Below are 23,129 nucleotides of genomic sequence, written 5' to 3'. Positions count from 1 at the left end.
AGAGGTTTGTACCTACACCTAGCTGTGAGCGTTGTGGGCGTGATGGCGTGAAGATGGGATATGGCGTGGGGGTGACGCGCGACGTGAGCAGGGCGTGAGCGCTGGGTGGCATCAGGGATGTGAAGGTGAGCAGGGCGTGAGCGAGGTGGTGACGACGGACGAACGACGCTTACACCGCTAGGTGGCGATAAGGGAGTGATTGTTCGCTAGCTTGTCAGGTTCATCTACACAAAAACAACAACGAACCAGGAGTCCTTTACTGTCCAACTTTGCAGTCAGCGATGCCCGAAAATAGTGAGATAAGGGCACCGCGTTCCGTTCTACACTCTCCGGTCGTTCAAACCATCCCAATAAGGGTACTGAGTTCTCTAATTCCGAAAACAGAGACGGAGACCCGGGAGGCTCATCCCTGCTCCCTGCTCCCTGCTCCCTGCTCCCTGCTCCCTACAAAGAACAAAGGCCGTCCGGAAGTAGCCCAGCTACTTCTGAACAGCCCATTCACACGTTCAAACGAACCATCCCACTCATTGGTTGTCGAGACCGAGTGGTGTTTTTCTATCCGACTTGAGGAAAACCCAGATACCGACGATGATACCGATGAGAGCCGACGCGAGTGCCGTCCATTGTGCTGCATCCCACCCGAAAACACCTCGCGGTGAGTCTCCACGGAGCATTTCGAGGAAGAAACGGCAAATGTTGTAGACGACGAGATAATATACGAAGGCAAAACCACGTGGCCAGCCTTTCTTGCGTTGTAAGAGGACGAACAGCAACGCCATGAGAATGATATCCACTTGGGCTTCCCACATGACGGATGGCCACAACGGGTGATTCCCGTACTGTTGACGAGCCAGTGTGTCCGTTGGAAACAGGACACCAAAATCCGACCCCGTGGGCCTGCCGTAGGCACTGCCGTTCATAAAATCCGCGTCGCGGCCGATACTTTGTCCCAAAAATAGACCGGGCGTCGCGATGTCGGCGAAGTGGAAGAAATTCAGCTTCTTTCGCCACATGTAAATGATGCCAGTGATGAGAGCCCCGACGATACCGCCTTGAATGGATAGGCCGCCATTCCACACTTGAATGATCTGTCCTGGATGGGCACCGTAGTAGCCCCAGTCAAAGAAGAAAACCTGCCAAAAGCGAGCACCCACAATGCCGCCGACCAGGCATAGCGGTGCCAAACTCCACCAGTGCTCTGCATCCCCTGGCTTCCCCTTTGTTCGGGCGAAGTACAACGTTACGCCCAGGCCCAGCAAGAAGGACAAGGCAAAAACTGTACTGTATGATCGAACGGGAAATTGGCCGATCCAAAACCAATATGAGTGCACGTCCACTGTCACATCCTTCGCTCACGTAGGAAAAATACCCCTATGTACAGTAGACAGCGTACCTTGTCGATCGAATTGCGTCAACTTCAGCGCGGCGTGACGTTTTTAGGGAGCACATCCGACCACTTTCAGATGGCGTTTCACTTTGCCAGGCTGCCATGGCACCGAGAAGAAAATCTCACTACCTGACGGCAGAAGCGGCCATTCGTTCCCTTCCGAGAACGTTTGTTCGCCTGCGGAAGCACGCTGCAATTGCGACTGCACCAAATATAGATCTAGTTGCTGACTCACGCGGATAACGTCTTCATGAAGAAGATCACCTGTTTGGTTGGCAGTCAATATCATTTTTTCCCGTAGGTACTCGATAACGCTGATTGTGTTTTCCGCGATGGTCATGGTCCGCCTCCACTGCATGTACCTCATTAATCAACAGTATACGACGAGTAATGCTATCCAGTTGTGACGAAGCGTGAACGAATTCGTTACATGTTTGTCGAAGCCAGTCGATGAAATCTGAATATTAGATTTGGCGTGTCGATTCGTCTTTAAAAGTGTGTGAATCTCACAATCATGGCAACGATCACACTCGCCAGAATCGGCGTAAAGTACTGTAACACAATCTCTCTGCGTAACATGTGGCGGCGAAAGATGTAAACGCGGCCAGCGGACCACAGGCTAAAAACCAGTACGCAAATAGCACAGGTTATGGCGACCTTAGTGCTCGCTGTGAGCATCCCGGTCAATGCCCAGGTAACGACAGCCCCGGCGATACCAATTCCAACTCGCGCTTGCCAATGCAATTCGTGCATCCCCTTCCCCAAAAAAGCGGATGTATTGATAGTACTCGAAATCCTGCCGATTATGCAGTCGCAAACAGGTAACCCTAAACTTGGAGGTGCTGTGATGCGAAAAATCGTGGCCGTCCGCAAAAATGGAGATGGGGACCTGCAACAAGTTCAGTTTGCGGATGGCATCGTCGTCGATATTAGACAGGCTGTTCAGTTGGCGAAGGCTGGAGATCGATCATGCCAATGCCTTTCGTGGAAGAGATGGACAGGACCATTTGCGATCCGACGCAGATGGCGACCCAACCAACAACCTAGACAATTTACCCACATGTTAGGCGAAGAAGACCCGCGCCAGGTTGAGCGCGGGTTGAGTGGGAAAATCGTTGTTAGGTGGATAGACCTGTTTGGCAATGTATTAAACGCATCAACTGTGGAGTTTTTGGCGGACGCGGCCGGCGAGATCGTAGGGGGTCTCTTGATAGACGCAGTAGTTTAGCCAATTCGCAAAGAGTAAACTTGCGTGCGATCTCCATTGATGACGCGGTGCTAAACTGGGATCGTCGTTTGGGAAGTAGTGTTTCGGCAGTGGTACTGAGAGACCACGCTCAATATCCCGGTTGTACTCCTCCAGCAACGTCGTCGCATCGTATTCCACGTGACCCGTTACAAAAATCTGGCGAGCATCGGGTGTCGCCACGAGAAACACGCCCGCCTCATCCGACTCAGAGAGGATCTCCAACTGGCTAACTGACACGATATCCTCACGTCGAATATCCGTATGCCGAGAATGCGGGACCACGAATTCGTCGTCGAATCCACGGGTTAAATTACATCGGACGTTAACCCCATGCGAAAAGACGCCGAATAGTTTTTCGGCGAGCGGTTGTTTATCGATGTGGTAGTGATGATATAAACCCGCTTGTGCAGCCCAGCAGATGTGCATCGTGGACGTAACCGATTCCTTCGTCCAATCAAGGATTTCGCGTAGCTCGGACCAGTATGTGACTTCTTCGAAATCATATTGCTCAACTGGCGCACCAGTGACGATCATGCCATCATACGCCTGCTGTTGAACATCCTCAAATGTTTGATAAAAAGCACTCAAGTGTTCCTCGGATGTGTTCTTCGCCAAGTGAGACTGCATACGTAGCAGCGTCACCTCTACTTGTAGCGGGGAGTTGCCCAGCAAGCGAAGCAACTGCGTCTCTGTAACTTCCTTTCGAGGCATCAGATTGAGGATCAGAATGCGTAGGGGCCGGATGTCCTGGTGAAACGCACGTTCGGTACCCATGACAAAGATTTGTTCGGATTGAAGGACCTTGATAGCCGGTAAGTGATCCGGGATTTTAATTGGCACGGGCCGTCCCCCCATCTAAAACTTTGAAAGACCTTACCCGATCTTATCACATTTTTTCGATTCCTTCGCAAAGCCAAAACTATCCGAGCCCATTCACCGAATGGGTGGGCACGTGTCATCAGCCTAGTGCATTAAATGGGTGTGAATCCAATACCGCAAGGAGGATGCACGGTGCCAAGCGAATACAACACGGAATCAAACTTCGATGAAGAATATCGAAGCGAAAAAAAGCCTCTCAAAGCGCAAAAGAAATATGAACCACCCAAGAAATACGAACTAGAAAAACACGAATTTGAGCACGAAAGCCCATCTCTTCCGGAAATGCCGAAATACGAACATGAAAGTCCGTCTCTTCCGGAAATGCCAACTTTCAAGATGCCTGAATTCGAGTCACCCGTTGTACAGTACGTGAAAAAGGTTCAACCGATGCCCAAACCGAAACCACAACCGCAACAGTACATGTATATGCAATATGAAATCGAAGAAGAAAAAATTGAAATCGATCCGTCGCTGTTTGCCGTCCACCCGATGCACCACTGCCCGACCATCTGCGAGTACATCAAGGATTGTATGTTGACCTGCGAGCGGACAATGCACATCCTGATGTGCCAACCAGATGTACATTTGCGTATGCGTAAGATTGCTATGTTGCAAGATTGTGCCGAAGTCTGCTTCTTGACAACTCGTCAAGTCGCACGGCGAAGTCCGATGCTTCGTATGTCACTTCGCTACTGCGCGAAGGTATGTCGGACGTGCGGACACGAGTGCATGCGCTACCCGGATCCCGAATCCCAGGCTTGTTCTCGCATGTGTCTTCACGCTGCAGATGTCTGCGAAAAGTTTGTTAACCAACAAAAATGGAGCTAATACAATGGCGCGGTTGCTCCGCGCCATGTCTTTTCTCCTCAAGTAACCTGCATTAAGCGCCCGTAAATCCACGCTTTTGCAGGATCCACCGGGGAATTTCGAATCTTGCAGTCCTGAGCGGATCGACCACTTGGCACACGCGCAAATCGCCGGCTGCACTGCACAGAAATGTGGCTTCAGCGACATCCATGCCGAACTCATCCGCCAGCCAGTGAACCATCCGCTTCGTCGCTTCGGTCACAGCATCATCAAGGGTAACAGCCGAGGCAATCGTCAGGACTACGTCGTCATTGACGATCATGGGCAGAGGCCACTCTTTGCCCTTGATGACGTCTAGTTGCACGGTCACCCGCCCAGCCGTTTCAACCCCGCATACAGCGACTTCCCCGTCGCCCATCGTCGCGTGGAGATCACCCAGTGCAAACAGGGCACCAGGTACATTGACTGGCAGTAGCAGCGTTGCGCCCACTGTAATGCGGGTACAATCCATGTTGCCGCCGTGATCGCCTGGTGTACCGCAGGGCACCGCGTTTTCCTTTGGTGCAGTCCCAATGACACCAATCATGGGCCGCAAAGGCAATTGAATGTCATCCGAAAACACGGCATACCCGTCCCGAATAGAGATCATGCGTATGACGTTTTCCTTCAGTTCGTCACCCAGTACACCCAAGTTCGGGCCGGTAGTCATGACGCCTTGCGCTTCAAATTCAATGTCCTGTATGCGAACAACCAAAATGTCCCCTGGTTCTGCCCCTTTTACGTAAATCGGCCCTGTCGCTGGGTTGATACGCTCCCAATCGAGCGTGCCAAAATCCTGATCAGAACGTATGATTTGGTTTTCAAAACAATCACATGTCTCCACAATGACCGTCGATCCCGCTTCCACTTCCAGAGCAGCTTCGTTCTCCGGTGACATCGCATAAATCAACTTGCTTGTATTTAAAGTATGACGCACTCGCATCGCCTCCCGAACATAAGAACCTCGGTTCTGTCTTCAGAACATTCGCCCGCAAGTCTGGCGTCTCCTCCTTGGTTCCGCTCGAACGTGGAGCAGCAGGAGCCGCTTGCCAAAACTCGATCGACACCTTCTGTTTAAACTTGGGTTATCCGTCAAGCGGGTAGCTTGTCTTGCATATCATAGACGAGGAGGGGGTGGCTCCGTGCTTCTGTTTCTCACTTTGCCTATAGCATTGATCGATACAATATTACTATATCAACTGATGTCCCGTCGGGAAATCAATCGAGCCGACTCAGCAACCCGGCAGCAAATGCTGAACTCATCCCTGATGCGATTTAGCTTTGCAGTTCAACTGGTTATTGAACTGACGACAGGGAACAAGACGGTTGGATGTATAACAAGTTTTATCTTCGGTATTTTAGCAGGTCTACTGACAACCGCAGACGTCAATTTGAACGTCATGGCAGAAATACTGATGAACGTGTTTATGGGGATATCGATGGGGGTTTTTCTCATTGGGCACTTATCATTGCTTTTGACCGTGTTGTTAATTGCTCCAATCTTGCTCTCAAGCACTTTGACGTTCCTTCATACGAGAAAACAGCTACGGCGCAAGTGAGCCACATACATACAAGAACGGAGACTCCTCATTATCATGCAAATAAAGCGTGTCTAGCATACAGTCACTTAGCCTAGATCCGCAAACAGGATTTCGGCCACGAACATGGTTACCGCTTGTGCTTTTCCAATACAAATTCCGTTTTAAACCGACCTACCGGCTGCTGGAGGGTATTTTTCAACGGCGGGTTGGTGTCCTTCGCAAGTTGCTGAATCTCACCATCTATTCCGATTTTCAGTTGCCTCAACACCTCATTCACAACGGGTGGCAACTCGGTCAGTCTTCCATCCTCAATCTTGATTGCGATCCCAATGCCCGTATCCCGATCACAAATCCCATACACTCCCTGAGACCCTTCTTTGACAAGTAAACGACGGCCAAAAACCCGCATCACGCGTGTACTGTATAACTCTTCACCAGTGACCATCTCCGGCCTATTCAAGTACGCATTCACTATTCGATCTACCGATTCTTGGTGTTCCTTCTGAACGATTTCCGGGGTAGACAATCGTGCAAATCCTTTGGCAATGTTGGTGAGTGGCATACAGTACGTGGGAATCCCACATCCATCGATCGCCAACTGGATGCCGTTTTCCGGGTAGTCCGTGAGGTCTGCGACGGCTTTCTTTACACGTTTTTGGACGGGATGAGTCTCTGAAGTATATGTGCCGAGAGGTTCCTTCATGTATGTAGCCGTAGCGAGCATGCCAATGTGAACACCTGAGCATTCGTTGCAGACAGCCGTGACCGATTGTCCAGAGCGTATGAGCTCCTCATAGCTCTTTGTGTCAATAGGTGGACTGACGCCGCACTGTAAATGACTTTCGTCGATCCCGACTCGCCATAACATGGCGGTGGCTCGTGATCGGTGTATCTCTTCTCCAGAATGCGAACTTGCGCAAAGAGCTAGATCCGCATCGGTGAAACCGTAATGATCCGCTGTTCCGGTCTCCATGACAGGCAGTACCTGAAACGGTTTCAGGGCGGATCTGCCGTGCGTAATCCGAAACGGATCGCCAAACGAATAGAGAAGCTCTCCATTCGCGTTTACCACAGCGATATGTCCGCGATGAGAATTCTCCACAACGTCCCCGCGATAGACGTTTAATATGGAATTGTCCAACGCATTTTCCCTCCCGCTGTAGACGCCTCACACATTTTGTCTCTCAATTGGGCCTTTTATGTTTCCGATCCGTCATCAAGCTTGCCCAAAAAAGGCCGCACATGTCGTGCGACCTCCAGTTGCTCTAATTGTTTCCCTTTGCCTCACGCTGTCACGTCGCGCCTCGTAAAGGCAACCCATGCCACAACGTGAAAGACGATAAAGTAAACCGCCAAAACAGTAATAGAGAAGGCCAATGCCATGCCTTTGACGAGCGGCTGACCTTCAAAGTACTGAGAGAGGCTTTCGTTCGTGAACAAAATAAACTTGTCCCAGGAAAATCTACTCAATAATCCGGAAATGGTTTCACCCACAAACAGCAACAAGATGGAAATAGCGATGGCCAGGGAACTGCTGCGAAATAACGCTGAAATCATGAATGATACCGTAACGGTCATCAGTAACGGTACACACTCAAATGCAAAACTTCGAAGCATCTCCAAGCTTGCTGGAATCTGATAGGCCGTACCGGATGCTGGCGAAATGGAAACCGATTTGGGGCCACCGAATCCAAAGAAAAATCCTCCAATTACCCAGGAGACAATCATTAAACCGATAGCGAACAGGAAAGCAAACAGCAATACCGAAAAGTACTTTGACACCAGGATCTTTGTGCGAGACACCGGACGAATCAATAGCAGTTTAATGGTACCAGAACCGAATTCGCTCGCCAAAATATCGCCTGCTATGACCGCCGTAAAAATGGTGACGAGACTCATCAACGAACTTGATGTCGTCGCAAACTTCCAAGCGTCCTCTGAAACATGAGTCACACGCATATTCTGGTTAATAACCAACGCAATTGCAATGACACCCAGAAGGACGGCCACGAAGAAAATCCATGTCCTTGTACGACGATAAATTTTCGTATTTTCATTGCGGACAAGATTGATCACGGATTCGCACCCCCAGTCATCTCCAGGAACGTATCTTCCAATGACCTCGTCAACGCACGTATTTCAAAGACTTCCACGCCCGCCTCAACCAGTTGCTGGTTAATCGCCGGAATATGTTCACGCGCTGTAATAATTTCAATACGTGAATCCACCACTTGGACCTGTTTTACGTGCGGAGAGTTACTCATAATGGACCGTCCTTGTTCACTATTCCCCACGACAAACACCACTTTTTGCTCGACCTCGTCCCCCGACACCATCGTGTCTATCCGTTCAACGCTCACAAGCTTTCCATGTTGGATAATGGCCACACGATCACACATCAGTTCCATCTCGGACAGCAGGTGACTGGACACAATGACCGAGACGCCTTCATCCTTGGCCAGTCTGCGAAGGTGATCGCGTAATTCACGGATACCGGCCGGATCGAGTCCGTTTGTCGGTTCGTCGAGAATCAACACGGATGGCTTGTGCAACAACGCCTGAGCCAAACCAAGCCGTTGTCGCATACCGAGCGAATACGTTTTGACTTTGGCGTGAATGCTGTTTTCAAGACCAACGAATTGAACGACTTCGTCAATTCGGGTTTTATCGATGCCTTTGACCATTCGGGCATATAAAACGAGATTTTCATAGCCGGACAGGTACTTGTACATCTCAGGATTTTCAACAATTGCTCCCACTTGCCGAATCGCTTGCTCATAGTTCCTCGTGACGTCCAATCCGTGAATCAGTACTTGTCCATCCGTCATCGCAATCAGTCCCACCAACATACGGATGGTTGTAGTTTTACCAGCCCCATTTGGTCCCAGTAAACCGAAAACTTCTCCCTGGGGTATATCAAATGTCAGGTGATCGACAATGGTCTTCCCGCCGATTCTCTTTGTCAAATTACGAATTTCTACAGAGTTCGCCATACTTTCCTCCCATCTTAAACCGATCATTCCACTACCTCGGAAAAGTTACCACGTGGCCTCAGTATACCCGATGCTGCCAAAAGTGGAAGAACTACCTGATAGGAATAGTTAATCAAAAAAAGACACCTCAGAGGTGTCGTTTTATCACTGTTTTCATACTCTTATTGTCCCTGATGGAGCTGCTGTCTGCGTTTTCTGAGTCTCACACTCGCGTAGCCAACCCCAACCAGTGCGAACGCCAAGACGATAACGAGTGGAATGAAGTTCCTTTGCACCAGGATCTCGACAAGTAGATACGACAGTATGAGCGACGATACCGGAGACATGATCCAAATTTTCACGATCCGCCTCACAACATCTTGCCGCCATATATCTCGACCGACTCTCGATTGACCAACACCGAAAATCGACATCGTTGTCGCTTGCGTTTGTGGCACCGGAAGGCCGAACGTGGAAGCGATCAGAACAAGGGTCGCACTGGTGAGCGAAACAACCGCTCCCTGTAAAAGGGACAACTTGGTGATTTTTCGAGCATTCGTTTCCAACACGCGGCCGCCCAGAAAAACGGCGCCCAAAGCGACGAACAAGGCTCCCCATAAGAGGCCCTCATGAATATCCAACAATCCAGACGCGACCAGCGGTCCGACAGCGTTTGCGACGTTATTCATCCCGGCCGAAAAGGCTTCGTAACACCCCGCAACGATGAGCAGCAATGTTAGCGCCGTGGTTACCCATTTCGCTTTCACCACAAGTTTCGGCTCTATGACACGGACAATTTTTCCTAGTACAAACGCAATAAACATAGCGATAAATGGCATAACAAGCCAAACAGTGACGATAAAGATAAGCTTTGTCGTATGAACATGGCCAACAGCAAGCCCCACACCGACAACAGAACCAACGGTCACTTCACTCGTGGACAGGGGGACGCCGATAAGATTCGAGAAGAACAAGGTAGCACATGCCGCAATTAGGATCAGCACTGTTATTTCAACCGTAATATACGTGGAAGGAACAATGCCGCCACTGATTGTCTTGACAACTGTGCCGCCGCCGATGACGGCACCCAAAAACGCCCCAATTGCGACTAAGACCAGGGCCATCCATCTTCGTGGCAATGCGCCCGCGCCATAGGCGGAACCCATTGCCGCCGCCGTCCCGCTCGCCCCAATATTGGCTGCAAAGAACAATGCAATGACCCATGCGGTTATCTGCATCCCCCAGCCCCCTTCAAACATATTATTCACATCATTTAACTCGGTATTTGGTCAATAGTCAACTCGTTGCGTTACCGTATGCACGAATAGCTATGTCGGGAACTGGTCTTTAGCGGTGATCTTGATAACGATCGAGACGAGGGAAAATCATCCTATTCCGATCTGGATACCATTGTATCAATACGATACAACTGTGTATAGCAGGAAACTTCCAGACACCCGCTCACCCCTATTTCGGGCGAGCGAGCGTAAAAATGTCACCTAAACGTGCGTAGTCGTTGCCGGCTAAGCGGGCAATCGGTTGTAATTTGACTGGATCGATCCGGCCATTATTGTACAATGCATCATCAATGTGATACGCCACCACGCGACCGATCAAAAGATCGCAACTAGGGGGCGTACCGCCGAGTTGAACGACGGTTTCCAACGTACACTCCATGCGAATCTTTGCTTCCATCACGCCAGGTACGGGAATTTTGAGACTGTCCACAGGAGTCAAATGAGCAAATTCGACTTCACTCTCGGAGGCCGGTAACGTTGCGGACGTTTGGTTGATAGCTTCCACATTTGTCTCATCACATACGTGTACGACAAATGCCTTTTGGGCCATAGCGTTACGGGCCGTGTCTTTAGGTACGCCATTTACTCGCTGCACCGAGACAGAGATGAGCGGTGGATTTGCCGTCACGACATTAAAGTAACTAAATGGTGCGGCATTGAGTGTACCGGTTTCCGACAATGTCGTGACAAACGCCACGGGGCGTGGAATAATGCTTCCAATGAGAAACTTGTAGTTATCTCGTTCGGTCATCTGTTCAGGCATGAGTGACAGCATCGGAATTCCTCTCCATTCCACTATTTCCTTTAACGATACAACAGAGAGCACGATCCCGCCAAAGCAAATCGACCAACCAGAGACTCAGAGTCGACGAGCGATTGCGACGACAACGATCAACCGGCCCCACGGAGCCGGTTTACCGTCTATCGTATCATTGCATCTATTTCACTCTGCTGGCTGCTGCATTTTTTTCCTATCTGAGATTTGGATTTTGCCCATAAATAACGTCAACAGCGTTCCAAGTAATACAAACAGCAAACCAAAAAGGAACACGCTGTGAAGCGATGTGACCAAGGAGGATTTCAAAACTGGAACAAGATGACCCTTCACGACAGCCGGTAACTTGCTGAGCGACGTAGGATTCAAGAGTGACGAATACAATCCCTGTGCATTGTGCTTTTCCATGTCACTCATTTGCGTCAGCATGGGGTTCGCCGCACCTTGTTGTTGCTGCATCGCGGCGAACTGACTGGACAGGAGATGGCTTGATCGTGCGTTCAAAACCGCCCCAAGGATGGTCATGCCAAATGTGCCGCCAATTTGCCGAAAGAACTGGCTGGACGACGTCACAACACCCAGTTCACTTTTGGGAAAGCTCTCTTGCAAGGCGATGGTGAGGATGGGAAACACAAGGCCCATACCAATACCCAAGATAACCATGTATGCAGAAATCGTAAATTCTGACGTATCGACCGTCATTGTGGACAACAAATAGAAACTGGCAGCCATGACGAGCATACCAATGGCCATTTGCAACCGCACACCGATTTTCGTCACCATCTGACCACCGACAATACTGAAGAGCATCATGGTGACCATCATCGGTGTCATCGCTGTTCCGGACGACGCGGGGCTAATGCCAATAATGCCTTGCATAAACAACGGAACAAACATGATGGATCCGAACATGCCGACGCTCATCAAGAACCCAATGCCATTGATGGTCGTAAACGCTCGGCTCTTGAACAAGCGAACAGGTAAAATTGGCTCCTCAACCCGAAGTTCAATGATTGTAAAGCCCACGAGGGCAACCAGGGCAAGCCCAAACAAACCGAGGATTTGCCAGGAAGTCCACGCGTAGTTCTTGCCACCAAACGTAAGTCCCAAAAGAATGCTCACGACGCCCACAATCATCGTAATGATACCACCCACATCGAACTTGACTTTAGTATGAGCAGTTCGGCCGTACAGCCCTAGGGAAATGAAGATGACAGCCAACAAGGCCACTGGCAAGTTAATGTAGAAAACCCAGCGCCAACTGGATGCATCGACAATCCAACCACCCAGTTGGGGACCGAGGATAGAGGCCAGCCCGAATATGGCACCAAATACCCCTTGCCACTTTCCGCGTTGTTTACCGGTAAATAGGTCACCGATGATGATCATGGCCATTGGCATCATGATCCCGCCGCCAATACCTTGAAAACCTCGAAACCAAATCAATTCAGTCATGTTCTGAGCGAGTCCACAGAGCACAGAGCCAATCATAAAGACGACGATACCCGTTACATATACAGCTTTCCGACCGAGCAAGTCTGCCAGTTTGCCGGCGATTGGAACAACCGTCGTCGACGTCAGCATATAGGCCGTCGTCAACCATGTCATGAGGGATAGGCCGCCTAGCTCTCCAACGATACGAGGCATTGCCGTTCCAACAATGGTCTGATCAAGTGCACCAAACAACATTGCGATAATTAACCCTGTGATAAGCAGTTTGCGTTTCGTGCCGGCTATTTCTTTCTCTGGCACCTGTATTTGTGTCTGGGAGACACTCATGGCCATTCCTCCATCTGATTCTTACTGGCAATCGCTGACTTTAAGTCGACCGTTTCGGAGACTTTCGCCAGGCGTTCCAATATCGTAATAAACGATTCAATCTCTTGGTCCGGAAGCTCCGAGAGCGTTTGCGCAATGACGCGGTGACGAACTTCCATTACCTCTTCAATCGCCGCGTCTCCCCGTTCTGTCAGTTCCACGTATACTGCACGCCTGTCTTCCACGTCTCGCATTCGTTTGACCAAGCCCCGCTGTTCAAGTCTGTCGAGCATGACTGTGATGGCACTCGACGTCACCTCCATGCGTCTTGCGAGTTGCGACACCATGGCGTGACCTTCCTTCTTGATGCTATAGAGCATGAACAATTGCCCGGGCGTCAGCCCGATGGGTGCGTGTTGTAATGCCTTAGGTCCAAAGTGATTCAACAGCACGTGAAGCGATGCATCAAACCGCCGTACAAAAGGGTGTGTCCATTGCAGTTCTCTCGCCTCCCGTACAACCATTAAACAGTTTTATATTTCATCCATTAAACGATTAAACAATATAACGATAGCACAAACCTGTCAATTACATCTGCGTCAACAAAGTTGAACGGAATGTGAAATCAGGAATTCCTGTGCCGATCATGCTTTAGTTATCTATCCTGAGATCTTTCTTCTGCAAGATTCATTTTCCGTCGAATATCGGCACGCGGATCCCAGCATCGAAATTGATAATGTGTCTTCGTTTCATAACCAAGCCGACTGCATCGCATGTCGATCCGCCCGCCCGTCCGCTGTATTCGAAAATGCTGGCACGTCGCACAACAGTGATACGATTTTGGCATGTCTTTATTCACCGCTTCCCTACCTTGTTCCCCAATCATATCGTCTGTGTGACATTTACAAAAGAGAAAATTGTTTCTCCTTTTCTTCAGTCTGGTAAGATTCCAAGGTAGAGAGAACAGACATGATTCGCACCAAGAGGGGCTATGTTGCAAATGAAACACACGATGCAATACGACTTTCCACCAGTCATCTGGTGGATGCTAACGGCAACAGGAGTTACACGAATTACGCAGTTCATGACAATGCCGTTTATGGCCCTCTTCATGTCCACACATACTCACGCAAGCCCCAGTGTTATTGGTCTCGCTATCGGGATGAGTCCCCTTTGCGCGACACTCTTCAGTTTCGTTGGCGGAACGCTATCGGATCGATTCGGCAGACGTGGCCTCATGGTCGCGGCGATGATTATCAACGCGATTGCCATGTGTGCCTTTGCGACCGCGCGTACCATCGCCGTGTTCTTCCTGATCAGTGTCCTCACAGGCATGTCGAGAGCTTTATTCGAACCCGCGTCGCAGGCGATGATGACGGACGTGATCGAGAAAGATAAGCGTGCATCCGTCTTTGCCATGGACTACTGGATTGTGAATATTGGCGCGTCAGTCGGTCCTGTCTTGGGTGGTTATTTCGGAACCGTTGCCACGGGTGTGACGTTCTACATCGCAGCTGCTGTAAGCGCGCTGTACGCCATCGTCATTATCATTCGGTTTCCCGAGTCGAAACCTCAGAAAGATCAGCGCGATCACGCCGGTTTCACCACATCGCTACGCGTCATCGGCATGGACAAGGCACTTTTGTACTTCATTGTGGCCTCAACCATCACGAGCCTCGACTATTCGCAGTTTGACACGACGTTACCTCAGTTCATGCAATCACTCTTTGGGGCGACAGGCGCAGCGAAAAATTTCTCCATCGTTTTCGCCACCACAGGATTTGAAGTCGTCGTTCTCCAATTCATCGTCAACCGCTTCTCCAGCAGATGGTCAATCGCACGAACGTTCACCATCTCGCAAACGCTGTACTGCATTAGCTTTATATGTCTGGGTTTGTCGAGATCGCTGACCGCCTTGCTACTAACCACTGTAGTCTTGATTGTGGGTGAAGTCATGGGGGCACCGCGAATTGGAGAATATGTCTCCTCCCTTTCGAAAAACCAAATGAGGGGGGCTTATTTCGGTGCAAACTCCTTAGCCAATTTGGGGTTGTTTCTGGGCCCATGGCTCGGGGGCATTCTGCTCCATAGATTCGGTGGTACGATCCTGTTTCTCATCGTCGGTCTAACCGTCCTCGCATCGATTCCATTTTATCGATTATCCTACCGCCACAATGCCGAAACCAACAGCAGACGTTGGAACCCGGACGCCTAGAGGTCATGTTTTGAGGTCCAACAGGAGTAACACAGTCCCGAACGTCATCAGGGTAGATGCCAAGATTTTGCGTCTCCCCTGTGCCTCTTTTAGAAATACAATACCGACCAAAGTCGCGGCTACGCTGGCCAATGCCGAAATAGCCTCAATCACGGCTGGATGCACAAACTTCAGCATTCCAAATAGGGCCACGTACGCTGCTGCATTGGTACATGCGGCCGTGACACTCCAGCCAGGACGAAGAAAAAATAATCGAGCTAAAGATGGAATTTCTCCAAACAGAACGATGGGTACGAGCATCCACAATCCGATGCAGGTGAATAAGCTAGCGGCGTAAGCGAGGGGAGGCTGGTCGGCGTTTGTCACGTCAATGAAGCGGGCGACGGCGAGAAGAACGTCGCTGATGAGCATCCAAAGGACGGCCCGACTGATTCTGCGGACAGTTAAGAACCATGCGCCCAGTGCAAATAGCCCAAGGCCTGACCAAGACAAAAGACTTCCAAACGGATGAATCAACCACAATATGACGACAGTTGCATTGGTCCATGGACTGACAGCACTGACAGACCCTTGCGTCAAGGATGCCGTATAAAACCCAAACGCCACAGCGTACACGACGCCTGTCCACATCGTCGACGGGACCCAAATCACCTGGCCTTGCCACCAGGCTACCAGCCACAGAACAACTGCGGCACCGCCAAAGCCGATCCCCATTGTTGCCAAGGACCCTTGCCTGGCCTTCCCTAGTCCATGAATTGCGACTCGTTCCGCTGTCAGTGTCGCGATGCGAAACAACCCGAGCAAACCGACAATGACCGCTGTGCCCATTACAGCACCTCCAGCTCCATGTGCCTATGGTTGTCCATCAATCACTGCAAAGAAGGACGCGGCGAATCCGTGTCCTTCTAAATCTCCAAAGGCTCTCTCCATCATGAACGGCCTGTGTTGTCCCGCAGTTCATTCCAAACTTCATATGGATTCTCAGTTACGACGTTCGTAATCTGATTCATCTCATTAACAAATACAACGTTCGGTCTGAGGGATTCCCATTCCGCCTCGTCCATCCATCCCAGTGACAAGACGATAATGGTATCACCTGGCTGGAAGTGGCGAGCAGGAGGCCCATTCAAACATACGACTCCACTCCCTTCGGCGCCTGGAATCGCGTACGTCTGCCAGAGCACACCGTTTTCCAAATTCGTGATCTGGACCATTTCGTGGGGACGAATATCCGTCGCATGCATAAGAGCGGCGTCCAGTGTAATACTCCCCATATAGTTTAGGTCCGCTTGTGTAACGTGTAGGCGATGTAACTTCCCTTTACAAACCTTCCGAAGCAATGTCCATTCCCCTTCCACGATAAGTCAGACCATCGGACAGAACATCTTCATGCACAGACTAGATCGTATGAATGCAGTTTCGCTGATATGCATGTCCGCGATCGTGGAAGCCTGGAAAAATTATGCCGTTGATTCGACAAAGTGAAGGTGATACACTCTCAATACAGTTTCCTGTGACGTTGGTGAAGCATTTTTGGTTTTAATCTATGTATGATGTATCGGGAATCCGAGGCCGTATTTAGAACAAAAGCCTCCTATGAGTGGACTTGCGAAGAGTACGTTAGGATACCCACCTGTGAGAGCAGGTTCAAAACCTTTTGCTTCACGGCAGAACGGGGCTATACATAAGAGTGAACGGCATCCTTTCAGGATGCCGTTTTTATGATCCGGCCAATCAACATCTTCATTCTTGTGGAAAACGTTATGAACTTCATTCCAATAGGAAAGAATGATCTCATCCACTGGAAGGAAGGTTGATAGAATGGAACAACCGCTTGATAGTCCGGATGTTGTTTTGAACGAGATTAAGCAACTGTATATCCAAAGTGGGGGAATTTTGAGCAAGAAGCACGTAAAGAAACATTACCCTGAGATTTTGCGCCAAGCACTGTATTACTTCCCCTCTTGGGAACACGCAGTGGCCAAGGCCACGGAATAGCGTATCAGGCACAAGAGAGGCTGTCCAAAAAGATCGCTCCCTTTTTGGACAGCCTCTTTTCGCGGCGGGATCGAAACCGATAGCGCCGTGTCGTAACTTGTGATCAGCGCCCAAGCGACCTTCTTTGAACAAAATCTTGTTCACTTGACTGCTCACTTGGCGAAGTAACCCACAAAGTTGCCCGAATTACTTCGAGCGTTGTGTGAACATCTTGCCACTCACCGTCTTCACTTGCCCATCGCCCGTCCGCGAGCTGCATCCCGCTCAATTTCCGCAGACCATCTAGAACAAGGACGTGTTGCGAAGATACGCCAGCGACGCAAAGGGTTGTCAACAACCATGCTAGTTGACTTGGCTCAAGCGTCGCAAGCTGACGTTGTAAATAGACAAACAGACCGTCAGCGGCAGTAAGCTCTCCCACCCTAAAGAACAAACCAGCAGCCAACCAGTTCGCATGTAAAAATGTCGGTAAAAATCCGCTTCCATTTACTTTCGTGCGGAGAAAGTGACAGGCTAGTGCGGCTCTATCACTGTCGTGATCGAAATGACAAAGCCAAAAACCTGCGTTTGCTGTCAGATAGAGTTGTGCCTCTAAATCCCCGGGCCGCGCCCAAGGAGGAGCGACATTAACCAGCGTATCATCCTCTTCAATGAGCCCGGATGAGCGTTGATTCGCTGAAAGAAATTCGAGTGCTCGCTGAATACATGCCTCGTTACCGGCAACTCCAAGTTGTTCACATTGTGCGAGCCAGTAGCACGTCGCGTCAACCGAGCTGGTATCCGCCGCCCAAAAAGGGGCACAACCGCCATCCTCACGCTGTAAACGAACGAGTTCATGGATGGCTACATCTGACTCAGGTAACCTGTTTCCCAACAGAACACTCAATCGGCATTTCTCTATCGCACTGCCGTGTTGCTCAATGAATTTGAACGCCGCCTGCAAGTCAGCCAGTGCGTTCACCTCCCTTTTTTCTTAATCATCAGACAGCTCTCGCTGGATCTGGGCGACCTCATCGTCACTCACTAGTCGGGTATGATCACGCCTTCACCCAAATTCAGCAATCAATTCATCCGTAGGCATTACACGTCCAAATACACTTTTAATCGTACTGAGTGTTGCACGATGAGATGATTCATCCAGTCCACCATTGGCATCACTCACAAAAACGACCTTAAAGTCGCGCATAAACGCACTCCGAGCCGTGCTTTCACAACATACGTTGGTGACAGTGCCTGTGATAATTACCGTATCAACCCCGTGAAATCCTCGGATGTTCCGCAAGACTGTCTCGAGATTTGTATTGTAAAACGCATCGTATCGATGTTTATAGATGATCATTTCATGGGGCAATGGTTTGAGTTCCTCTACAATGTCGATGCCGGGCGTCCCACTGCGCATCCCATTTCGCTGCAGTTTGGGGTTGTACGCGACCTCCAATGGAGAAACATCATAGTCGTCATAGAGCACATGTGACGTGTAAATAACGGGTATTCCTCGCTTCCTGCAGGTCTCCACAATTCGCTTCATATTCGGTAGAAACTCGCGAGCCATGGGAACTTCCATAATGGCTCCTTCTCGAACAAAATCATTTTGCATATCGATCACGATTAAAGCCGTTTTCGTCACATCAATCTCCCACGGGATATCAGGTCGAGCTCCCACATGCACTCGCGATGCACCTCCAACTGAAATCACTTTCTATTCAGATAACCAAACCGTCGCTATTACTATCCCAGGAATGTGTGGTCCATGTAAAGATCAAAAAAGGATTGGACTCGTGCCAACAGCACCAAGAATCCAACCCTCAGGATACAGAATCCTAGGAAACGGTAAACAATATCGATTGGCTTACCACTTTGAAACGTCTGTTTATCGAGCGTCCAACTGTAATCCTGCGCCCGCCAGCTGCAGCCTAAAGACCAGTGAGAAACCGAACGGTTATTGCCAGTCTGAAAGATGTTCTAAAATGTTTTCCAGTTCCTTGACCCGTCCTCGTGTCTCAAGAAACTCTCTCAGGTCCTCAAAATCTACTTTACTTGGTTCCTTACTGAGTCCCCGACGCAATTTATCCAGTCGGTTTTGGAGGAATTCTATTCGATGGAGTAAATACCACTCTGCTTGATTGCGCATAGCCTAGCCTCCGATACCATTTGGAGAAATGACTAGTTTCAACGCATGTTTGGTTCACATAGATTTAAATTCAAAGAAACAAGCCGCATCAGGCGGCCGCATTGCTCAGACAGCGTCAGTATGAACACCTTTTGGCTCGACGTCAGAAGACACGACAACGTACCTTGTGGAGCCCTTCCGAGACACCGACGTTTGACCATTCATGGATTCTTCCTCGTGCTCCGAGAACCTATCGACAAGCACATTTCCATAGAGAAGTGCCGAACCAGCGAAAGCCACAAGAATGATTCCAATAATACCACCAATATACAACAAGTTGCCCACTCCCGATCCACTCAAATACCCGCATCAGGGTCATTATATCTATCACTAACATATTAGGTACCCTCTTTGAGCTATGGTCCTACGCTTGTTGAATAACGTTTGAATATATTTCTTGATTTAGACATAGAAATAGAAATTCACGGAAACAGATGGCTCAAAACATGAACGCGTTCAGCGTTCAGCGTTCACCTGTTGGTGATATCTTCGTTTGAGGTTTTGAGTATATCTCGGCAAGCGTAAAAATATAAATACGATGCACAGATATATTGAATACGAACACATGTTCGGTTATGATGGCAATGTAGAGAACGGAGCGAAAGGTGGAGCTTTGGCTATGACCCAGTTAGAGTTTTTCAAGACATTTGGGAGCGCCATACTAGAAACAGTTAAGGATGACCAATTGGCAATGCGACTGGTGAGTAAAGCGTGGATCACACATCGTCGAGCATTAATGAGGCGCGCAGCCTAACAATAGCATAGTAGTACCCTAGGGTAATAACCTGAATACCATCGCTCGTGATAGAAATTTCATGGTGAGATATGGTAAGCGAGCGAATGAACTTGTGATTCAGTTCTTGGGCTCTGTAGCGACGCTGGTCGCTCTGCAGACCAGACGAGATCATATTTCGAGTAAAAACGATGGGGTAGTTAAGTCGTCGTCGCGAAACTCTTCCGTGAGCTTCCCGGACAACCACCACTGATTTTGTCACCTAGACTAACGTGCGCAGTTGAATCCTCGGAACTGTCGCGCATTCGTTACCCCATCATCTTCAAACGACCGTCTCGAACCATAGCTAACAACGTTGTCACGTCTACTCCTACGTCACGGGCAATCTCCAGTGTCGTAGCTTGTCTGTGCTTTTTGATATATGTTTTAATTTCAACAACAAGTTGTTTCTCTGCTTCTACGCATGAAGGACAAATGTCATACTTGGAACTGGTAAACAGTGAGTGACATGTTCTACAGTTCTTTAGCATCTTATCGTTTTCACCTCGCAACGGTTTCAACGTGGTACGGAGCCGGCTGTGAGTTGAATTGGGAGCAAGATAAAAATAACGAGCCTCGGGTTTCCGCGCTCGCTGACGATGCAACCCGGCGATCCTAGACCATGGCCCTTAGATCCGTAGCTTTGCGTCCACACCTTTCGATGTGTTTGCCCATGTTGGTTGTTAAGAAAATTCGATGTTATTCTACACGATTCACGTCGTACATGCCACAATCCAAAGCACGTTCTATAATGATGAATAAAAAGAAACAAGCGTTAGTCTGTTAGCCATCAAGCAGTTGTTAAAGAACAGGATAATGATTTGTTCCCGTATTTTCCAGACGATTCTACCCACACACCCTACCGGAAACCGATACAATACATATGGGACGCACAGAAGTCGTCGGTTACAAGAAATTTGTACCTCCTGCGATTGCGTCCTAAAAGGGAACAACTTTTTTAACGGTTTCCAAAAGGTTGTTTATACTTCATACAAAGGTCATTCACTGTAAGTTTACAGTAGGTATAATAACTTCAACGACATAATGCCCGACCCTACTTTCACTATCCTACTACACAAGAGGTATAATTCGATGAACAAGCTGAAAAAACGAAGAGATAAAAATCCGAAGAAAGCTCCGAGTAAACGGCTTAGGATCAATACAATCTACACGATTGCGTTTTTGTCGTTCACAGGACTCATCCTTCGCGAAGCGTATCTTCAAGTGGCACATGGCGCGACCATGCGAAACAAAGAAGTGAACACACAATTTGTGAAGATCGCTGTTACGCCTGAGCGTGGCTGGATTTATGACGCTAACGGACAAGTCCTCGCGTGGGATCGACCTTCGGATAACATCGTACTAAATAATTTGGTAACCATGACTGACTCACAGTACCATCAGGTGGCAAACGAACTAGCACCCGTATTAAACACAACGCCAGATAAACTATACGGGAAAATGACAACGGACAAAAACGACTTACAAATCCCCCTTGCGACAGATGCGACGACTAGTCAGATTGCATTTATCGCTGAACACCAACAGGATTTGCCTAACGTTCAAATCAATCAAGTGTACCAACGTCAGTATCCCCAAGGCGATCTCGCCGGACAAGTGCTCGGCTATGTGGGAAGCATAACGGCCGATGATGTGAAGAATAACAAATACCCGAAATACATTGACAGCCAAAAGGTAGGCAAGAGCGGCCTCGAGTATCAATACGAGCCAATTCTACAGGGGAAAGCTGGAAACGAAGCTGTCGCAGTGGATCGCTCTAACAATACAGTCCAAACCGTCGGAATGATACCGGCGCCTATCCCGGGCGATAACATCCAATTGACGCTCGACGGACATCTACAGGCGGAAGCTCAGACCATCATTCAAGATCAGATCAACAAATCACCAAACAAGAGTCTCATTAGCAACGCATCCGCCGTCATGCTGGATGTTAAAAACGGCGGTGTACTATCCATGGTCAGTTACCCATATCTTGACCCGAACTGGTTTACCAATGGAAAGCCCAGGACAGCGGCACAGGTTAACTATTTAGTCAACTCGGGTGCGCAAAACAACTTTGCTACTCAAGACGCACAAAATCCAGGTTCGACGGTAAAACCGGCAAACCTGTTGACGGCACTGAAACTAGGCGCCGTGACGCCAAACTACACGGTAGATGATGAAGGATACATTTACATTGGGAAAACTCGTAAAAACGAAGATATGGGTATGGTATTCGGGCCAATCGATCCAGTGCGAGCCATCGCTGTTTCGAGTGACGTGTATTTCTACGAAGTCGGACTACGACTCGGGAAGTGGTACGGAAGCAGTACAACAAGTGGTGGCTGGTACCCAGCCAGCGATGGTAGTTATCAACACTATTTAAATACCGACTTTGCAAAAGGTTTAAATGCCCTATTTCAAGGTGAAGAGGACTTCGGATTAGGAACAAAGACCGGAATCGATCTGCCGTACGAATCATCGGGAGGGTTCGAGGTGATGGATTCCACCAAAAACTTTACACCTCAGCCGTATGACCTTCACAAAAGCGAAGCATCCATTAAGAAGACCGGGGAATACCCGAATAACGGCACTCCAGCCAGCTTAGCGATGGCCGGCATTGGTCAATCCCAAGCATTTACCACGATACAATTGGCAACCTACGCCATGACTCTGGCAAATAACGGAACAAGACTACAACCGCATTTACTCGACAACGTGTTTAGCGCCAACGATACGCCTGCGAATGGTGCGAAGCCTCTTTCAACCTATCAGACAAAAGTCACGGGGCAAGTTGGCGGATCGAAACAATATTATAATCTCATTAAACAAGCGATGTATGACGTAACGACTGGCGGAGCTGACGCGACAGCAAACACCTTATTTTCTGGCGAAAACTACAAGGTCGCTGCGAAAACTGGTACAGCCCAAATCTCCATTCACGGTCATCAAACGGACAACTCCGTGTTCATCTGCTATGCTCCACTAGATAATCCGCAGGTTGCTATGGCCGTAATGATTCCTGGCGGTGGTTACGGTGCGTCTCTCGCGGGTGTAATTGCGCATCAAATGCTTGACGCATATTTCAATGAACACCATGCTTCGTTTATGCCGAAAAAGGATTGGACGAACACACAGATCCCAGCAAACTGGTACAAGTCGCCTGCCAACACACTGCCCTGAGGCTTCGTTTGGCAGGCGAAGCGTCCATTCATTGTCGGCATTCAGAGAAGACAATCTTCACGACCTGGCAGAGCTTTGAGTATATC

25 protein-coding genes, 1 other RNA gene, 1 pseudogene and 1 riboswitch are annotated in these 23,129 nt (G+C 49.2%); of the genes and pseudogenes, 8 read left to right on the top strand and 19 right to left on the bottom strand.

All coding sequences use genetic code 11. The features are described from left to right. Positions 1–524 precede the first annotated feature (524 nt). From lgt to NZD86_RS09565, 3 genes are all read right to left on the bottom strand, one after another. The gene (gene lgt, locus NZD86_RS09575) at positions 525–1,343 is read right to left on the bottom strand and encodes a prolipoprotein diacylglyceryl transferase (RefSeq protein ID WP_268046288.1); all 819 of its coding nucleotides are present in this window, start codon (positions 1,341–1,343) and stop codon (positions 525–527) included. A gap of 93 nt (positions 1,344–1,436) precedes the next feature. Next, positions 1,437–1,727 (bottom strand): aspartyl-phosphate phosphatase Spo0E family protein, encoded by a 291-nt coding sequence (locus NZD86_RS09570; RefSeq protein ID WP_268046287.1) that lies wholly within the window; start codon positions 1,725–1,727, stop codon positions 1,437–1,439. Between the two features lie 149 nt (positions 1,728–1,876). Then, positions 1,877–2,131 carry a hypothetical protein gene (locus tag NZD86_RS09565; protein WP_268046286.1) on the bottom strand — a complete coding sequence of 85 codons (255 nt, stop codon included), beginning with the start codon at positions 2,129–2,131 and terminating at the stop codon, positions 1,877–1,879. Between the two features lie 103 nt (positions 2,132–2,234). Between NZD86_RS09565 and NZD86_RS09560 the strand changes: the two are divergent. Next, positions 2,235–2,454 (top strand): annotated as a pseudogene (locus NZD86_RS09560) (DUF3892 domain-containing protein). Positions 2,455–2,543: 89 nt separating this feature from the next. Here NZD86_RS09560 and metA read toward each other — a convergent pair. Next, positions 2,544–3,476, bottom strand: a complete 933-nt coding sequence (gene metA / locus NZD86_RS09550) for a homoserine O-acetyltransferase MetA (protein WP_268046285.1) — start codon at positions 3,474–3,476, stop codon at positions 2,544–2,546. Positions 3,477–3,647: 171 nt separating this feature from the next. On the opposite strand from metA, the gene NZD86_RS09545 reads away from it, so the two are divergent. After that, positions 3,648–4,343: a four-helix bundle copper-binding protein gene (locus NZD86_RS09545; RefSeq protein ID WP_268046284.1), complete on the top strand. Its 696-nt coding sequence runs from the start codon at positions 3,648–3,650 to the stop codon at positions 4,341–4,343. A 52-nt stretch (positions 4,344–4,395) separates the two neighbouring features. On the opposite strand, the gene NZD86_RS09540 is transcribed toward NZD86_RS09545, so the two are convergent. After that, positions 4,396–5,259, bottom strand: a complete 864-nt coding sequence (locus tag NZD86_RS09540; protein ID WP_268046833.1) for an acetamidase/formamidase family protein — start codon at positions 5,257–5,259, stop codon at positions 4,396–4,398. A 244-nt stretch (positions 5,260–5,503) separates the two neighbouring features. On the opposite strand from NZD86_RS09540, the gene NZD86_RS09535 reads away from it, so the two are divergent. Next, a complete protein-coding gene (locus NZD86_RS09535; RefSeq protein WP_268046283.1) occupies positions 5,504–5,920 on the top strand; it encodes a hypothetical protein in 417 nt (138 codons plus the stop codon). A 109-nt stretch (positions 5,921–6,029) separates the two neighbouring features. Here the strand turns inward: NZD86_RS09535 and NZD86_RS09530 are convergent, their stop codons facing one another. The 7 genes from NZD86_RS09530 to NZD86_RS09500 form a co-directional block, all read right to left on the bottom strand. Then, positions 6,030–7,043: an asparaginase gene (locus NZD86_RS09530; protein ID WP_268046282.1), complete on the bottom strand. Its 1,014-nt coding sequence runs from the start codon at positions 7,041–7,043 to the stop codon at positions 6,030–6,032. Between the two features lie 143 nt (positions 7,044–7,186). Next, positions 7,187–7,978, bottom strand: coding sequence for an ABC transporter permease (locus tag NZD86_RS09525; RefSeq protein ID WP_268046281.1), 792 nt, complete (start codon positions 7,976–7,978; stop codon positions 7,187–7,189). Then, positions 7,975–8,895 (bottom strand): ABC transporter ATP-binding protein, encoded by a 921-nt coding sequence (locus NZD86_RS09520; protein ID WP_268046280.1) that lies wholly within the window; start codon positions 8,893–8,895, stop codon positions 7,975–7,977. The genes NZD86_RS09525 and NZD86_RS09520 overlap by 4 nt, the downstream gene beginning before the upstream one ends. 161 nt (positions 8,896–9,056) lie before the next feature. Next, positions 9,057–10,112: a sulfate permease gene (locus NZD86_RS09515; protein ID WP_268046279.1), complete on the bottom strand. Its 1,056-nt coding sequence runs from the start codon at positions 10,110–10,112 to the stop codon at positions 9,057–9,059. Positions 10,113–10,341: 229 nt separating this feature from the next. After that, positions 10,342–10,947, bottom strand: coding sequence for a flavin reductase family protein (locus NZD86_RS09510; RefSeq protein WP_268046278.1), 606 nt, complete (start codon positions 10,945–10,947; stop codon positions 10,342–10,344). A gap of 168 nt (positions 10,948–11,115) precedes the next feature. Beyond that, a complete protein-coding gene (locus NZD86_RS09505; protein ID WP_268046277.1) occupies positions 11,116–12,726 on the bottom strand; it encodes an MDR family MFS transporter in 1,611 nt (536 codons plus the stop codon). Then, positions 12,723–13,229 (bottom strand): MarR family winged helix-turn-helix transcriptional regulator, encoded by a 507-nt coding sequence (locus NZD86_RS09500; RefSeq protein ID WP_268046276.1) that lies wholly within the window; start codon positions 13,227–13,229, stop codon positions 12,723–12,725. Before NZD86_RS09500 ends, NZD86_RS09505 begins: the two co-directional genes overlap by 4 nt. A 476-nt stretch (positions 13,230–13,705) precedes the next feature. Here NZD86_RS09500 and NZD86_RS09490 point away from each other — a divergent pair, with 476 nt between their 5' ends. Further along, positions 13,706–14,920 (top strand): MDR family MFS transporter, encoded by a 1,215-nt coding sequence (locus NZD86_RS09490; RefSeq protein ID WP_268046275.1) that lies wholly within the window; start codon positions 13,706–13,708, stop codon positions 14,918–14,920. A 3-nt stretch (positions 14,921–14,923) separates the two neighbouring features. Here the strand turns inward: NZD86_RS09490 and NZD86_RS09485 are convergent, their stop codons facing one another. Together NZD86_RS09485 and panD are read right to left on the bottom strand one after the other, a co-directional pair. Then, complete coding sequence (locus tag NZD86_RS09485; RefSeq protein WP_268046274.1) at positions 14,924–15,748, bottom strand: hypothetical protein; 825 nt, start codon at positions 15,746–15,748, stop codon at positions 14,924–14,926. Between the two features lie 101 nt (positions 15,749–15,849). Further along, positions 15,850–16,260, bottom strand: coding sequence for an aspartate 1-decarboxylase (gene panD / locus NZD86_RS09480; protein ID WP_268046273.1), 411 nt, complete (start codon positions 16,258–16,260; stop codon positions 15,850–15,852). 165 nt (positions 16,261–16,425) lie between these two features. Here panD and ssrS point away from each other — a divergent pair. Together ssrS and NZD86_RS09470 are read left to right on the top strand one after the other, a co-directional pair. Continuing rightward, positions 16,426–16,603, top strand: a non-coding RNA gene (gene ssrS, locus NZD86_RS09475) — 6S RNA. Positions 16,604–16,741: 138 nt separating this feature from the next. Next, positions 16,742–16,918, top strand: coding sequence for a hypothetical protein (locus NZD86_RS09470; RefSeq protein WP_268046272.1), 177 nt, complete (start codon positions 16,742–16,744; stop codon positions 16,916–16,918). A 103-nt stretch (positions 16,919–17,021) separates the two neighbouring features. Here the strand turns inward: NZD86_RS09470 and NZD86_RS09465 are convergent, their stop codons facing one another. From NZD86_RS09465 to NZD86_RS09450, 4 genes are all read right to left on the bottom strand, one after another. Continuing rightward, positions 17,022–17,879: a prenyltransferase/squalene oxidase repeat-containing protein gene (locus tag NZD86_RS09465; RefSeq protein WP_268046271.1), complete on the bottom strand. Its 858-nt coding sequence runs from the start codon at positions 17,877–17,879 to the stop codon at positions 17,022–17,024. Positions 17,880–17,963: 84 nt separating this feature from the next. Beyond that, positions 17,964–18,587 (bottom strand): isochorismatase family protein, encoded by a 624-nt coding sequence (locus NZD86_RS09460; RefSeq protein ID WP_268046270.1) that lies wholly within the window; start codon positions 18,585–18,587, stop codon positions 17,964–17,966. 270 nt (positions 18,588–18,857) lie between these two features. Next, on the bottom strand, positions 18,858–19,049 hold the full coding sequence (locus NZD86_RS09455) for a hypothetical protein (protein WP_268046269.1): 192 nt from the start codon (positions 19,047–19,049) through the stop codon (positions 18,858–18,860). Positions 19,050–19,154: 105 nt separating this feature from the next. After that, positions 19,155–19,364, bottom strand: a complete 210-nt coding sequence (locus tag NZD86_RS09450) for a hypothetical protein (protein WP_268046268.1) — start codon at positions 19,362–19,364, stop codon at positions 19,155–19,157. A 262-nt stretch (positions 19,365–19,626) separates the two neighbouring features. Here NZD86_RS09450 and NZD86_RS09445 point away from each other — a divergent pair, with 262 nt between their 5' ends. Next, positions 19,627–19,842: a hypothetical protein gene (locus NZD86_RS09445; protein ID WP_268046267.1), complete on the top strand. Its 216-nt coding sequence runs from the start codon at positions 19,627–19,629 to the stop codon at positions 19,840–19,842. 287 nt (positions 19,843–20,129) lie between these two features. On the opposite strand, the gene NZD86_RS09440 is transcribed toward NZD86_RS09445, so the two are convergent. Beyond that, a complete protein-coding gene (locus NZD86_RS09440; protein ID WP_268046266.1) occupies positions 20,130–20,351 on the bottom strand; it encodes a hypothetical protein in 222 nt (73 codons plus the stop codon). A 106-nt stretch (positions 20,352–20,457) separates the two neighbouring features. Continuing rightward, a riboswitch (cyclic di-GMP riboswitch) is annotated at positions 20,458–20,542 on the bottom strand. 410 nt (positions 20,543–20,952) lie between these two features. Here NZD86_RS09440 and NZD86_RS09435 point away from each other — a divergent pair. Continuing rightward, entirely contained in the window at positions 20,953–23,043 is a 2,091-nt protein-coding gene (locus NZD86_RS09435) for a peptidoglycan D,D-transpeptidase FtsI family protein (RefSeq protein ID WP_268046265.1), read from the top strand. Positions 23,044–23,129 lie beyond the last annotated feature (86 nt).

The sequence above is a fragment of the Alicyclobacillus dauci genome, assembly GCF_026651605.1.
In the GTDB taxonomy this organism is placed as follows: Bacteria; Bacillota; Bacilli; order Alicyclobacillales; family Alicyclobacillaceae; genus Alicyclobacillus; species Alicyclobacillus dauci.
The sequence above is the reverse complement of the archived record's forward strand: the minus strand, read 5'-3'. Positions and strand labels throughout refer to the sequence as shown.

What these genes read in the sequence shown, in the direction of transcription:
- NZD86_RS09515 (WP_268046279.1), bottom strand. Translation starts at nt 10,112, where the DNA reads ATGCAGATAACCGCATGGGTCATTGCATTGTTCTTTGCAGCCAATATT.
- NZD86_RS09435 (WP_268046265.1), top strand. Translation starts at nt 20,953, where the DNA reads ATGAACAAGCTGAAAAAACGAAGAGATAAAAATCCGAAGAAAGCTCCG.
- NZD86_RS09520 (WP_268046280.1), bottom strand. Translation starts at nt 8,895, where the DNA reads ATGGCGAACTCTGTAGAAATTCGTAATTTGACAAAGAGAATCGGCGGG.
- NZD86_RS09470 (WP_268046272.1), top strand. Translation starts at nt 16,742, where the DNA reads ATGGAACAACCGCTTGATAGTCCGGATGTTGTTTTGAACGAGATTAAG.
- NZD86_RS09570 (WP_268046287.1), bottom strand. Translation starts at nt 1,727, where the DNA reads ATGACCATCGCGGAAAACACAATCAGCGTTATCGAGTACCTACGGGAA.
- NZD86_RS09540 (WP_268046833.1), bottom strand. Translation starts at nt 5,259, where the DNA reads ATGTCACCGGAGAACGAAGCTGCTCTGGAAGTGGAAGCGGGATCGACG.
- NZD86_RS09510 (WP_268046278.1), bottom strand. Translation starts at nt 10,947, where the DNA reads ATGCTGTCACTCATGCCTGAACAGATGACCGAACGAGATAACTACAAG.
- NZD86_RS09505 (WP_268046277.1), bottom strand. Translation starts at nt 12,726, where the DNA reads ATGAGTGTCTCCCAGACACAAATACAGGTGCCAGAGAAAGAAATAGCC.
- NZD86_RS09500 (WP_268046276.1), bottom strand. Translation starts at nt 13,229, where the DNA reads ATGGTTGTACGGGAGGCGAGAGAACTGCAATGGACACACCCTTTTGTA.
- NZD86_RS09445 (WP_268046267.1), top strand. Translation starts at nt 19,627, where the DNA reads ATGCACAGATATATTGAATACGAACACATGTTCGGTTATGATGGCAAT.
- NZD86_RS09455 (WP_268046269.1), bottom strand. Translation starts at nt 19,049, where the DNA reads ATGCGCAATCAAGCAGAGTGGTATTTACTCCATCGAATAGAATTCCTC.
- NZD86_RS09490 (WP_268046275.1), top strand. Translation starts at nt 13,706, where the DNA reads ATGAAACACACGATGCAATACGACTTTCCACCAGTCATCTGGTGGATG.
- NZD86_RS09485 (WP_268046274.1), bottom strand. Translation starts at nt 15,748, where the DNA reads ATGGGCACAGCGGTCATTGTCGGTTTGCTCGGGTTGTTTCGCATCGCG.
- NZD86_RS09440 (WP_268046266.1), bottom strand. Translation starts at nt 20,351, where the DNA reads ATGCTAAAGAACTGTAGAACATGTCACTCACTGTTTACCAGTTCCAAG.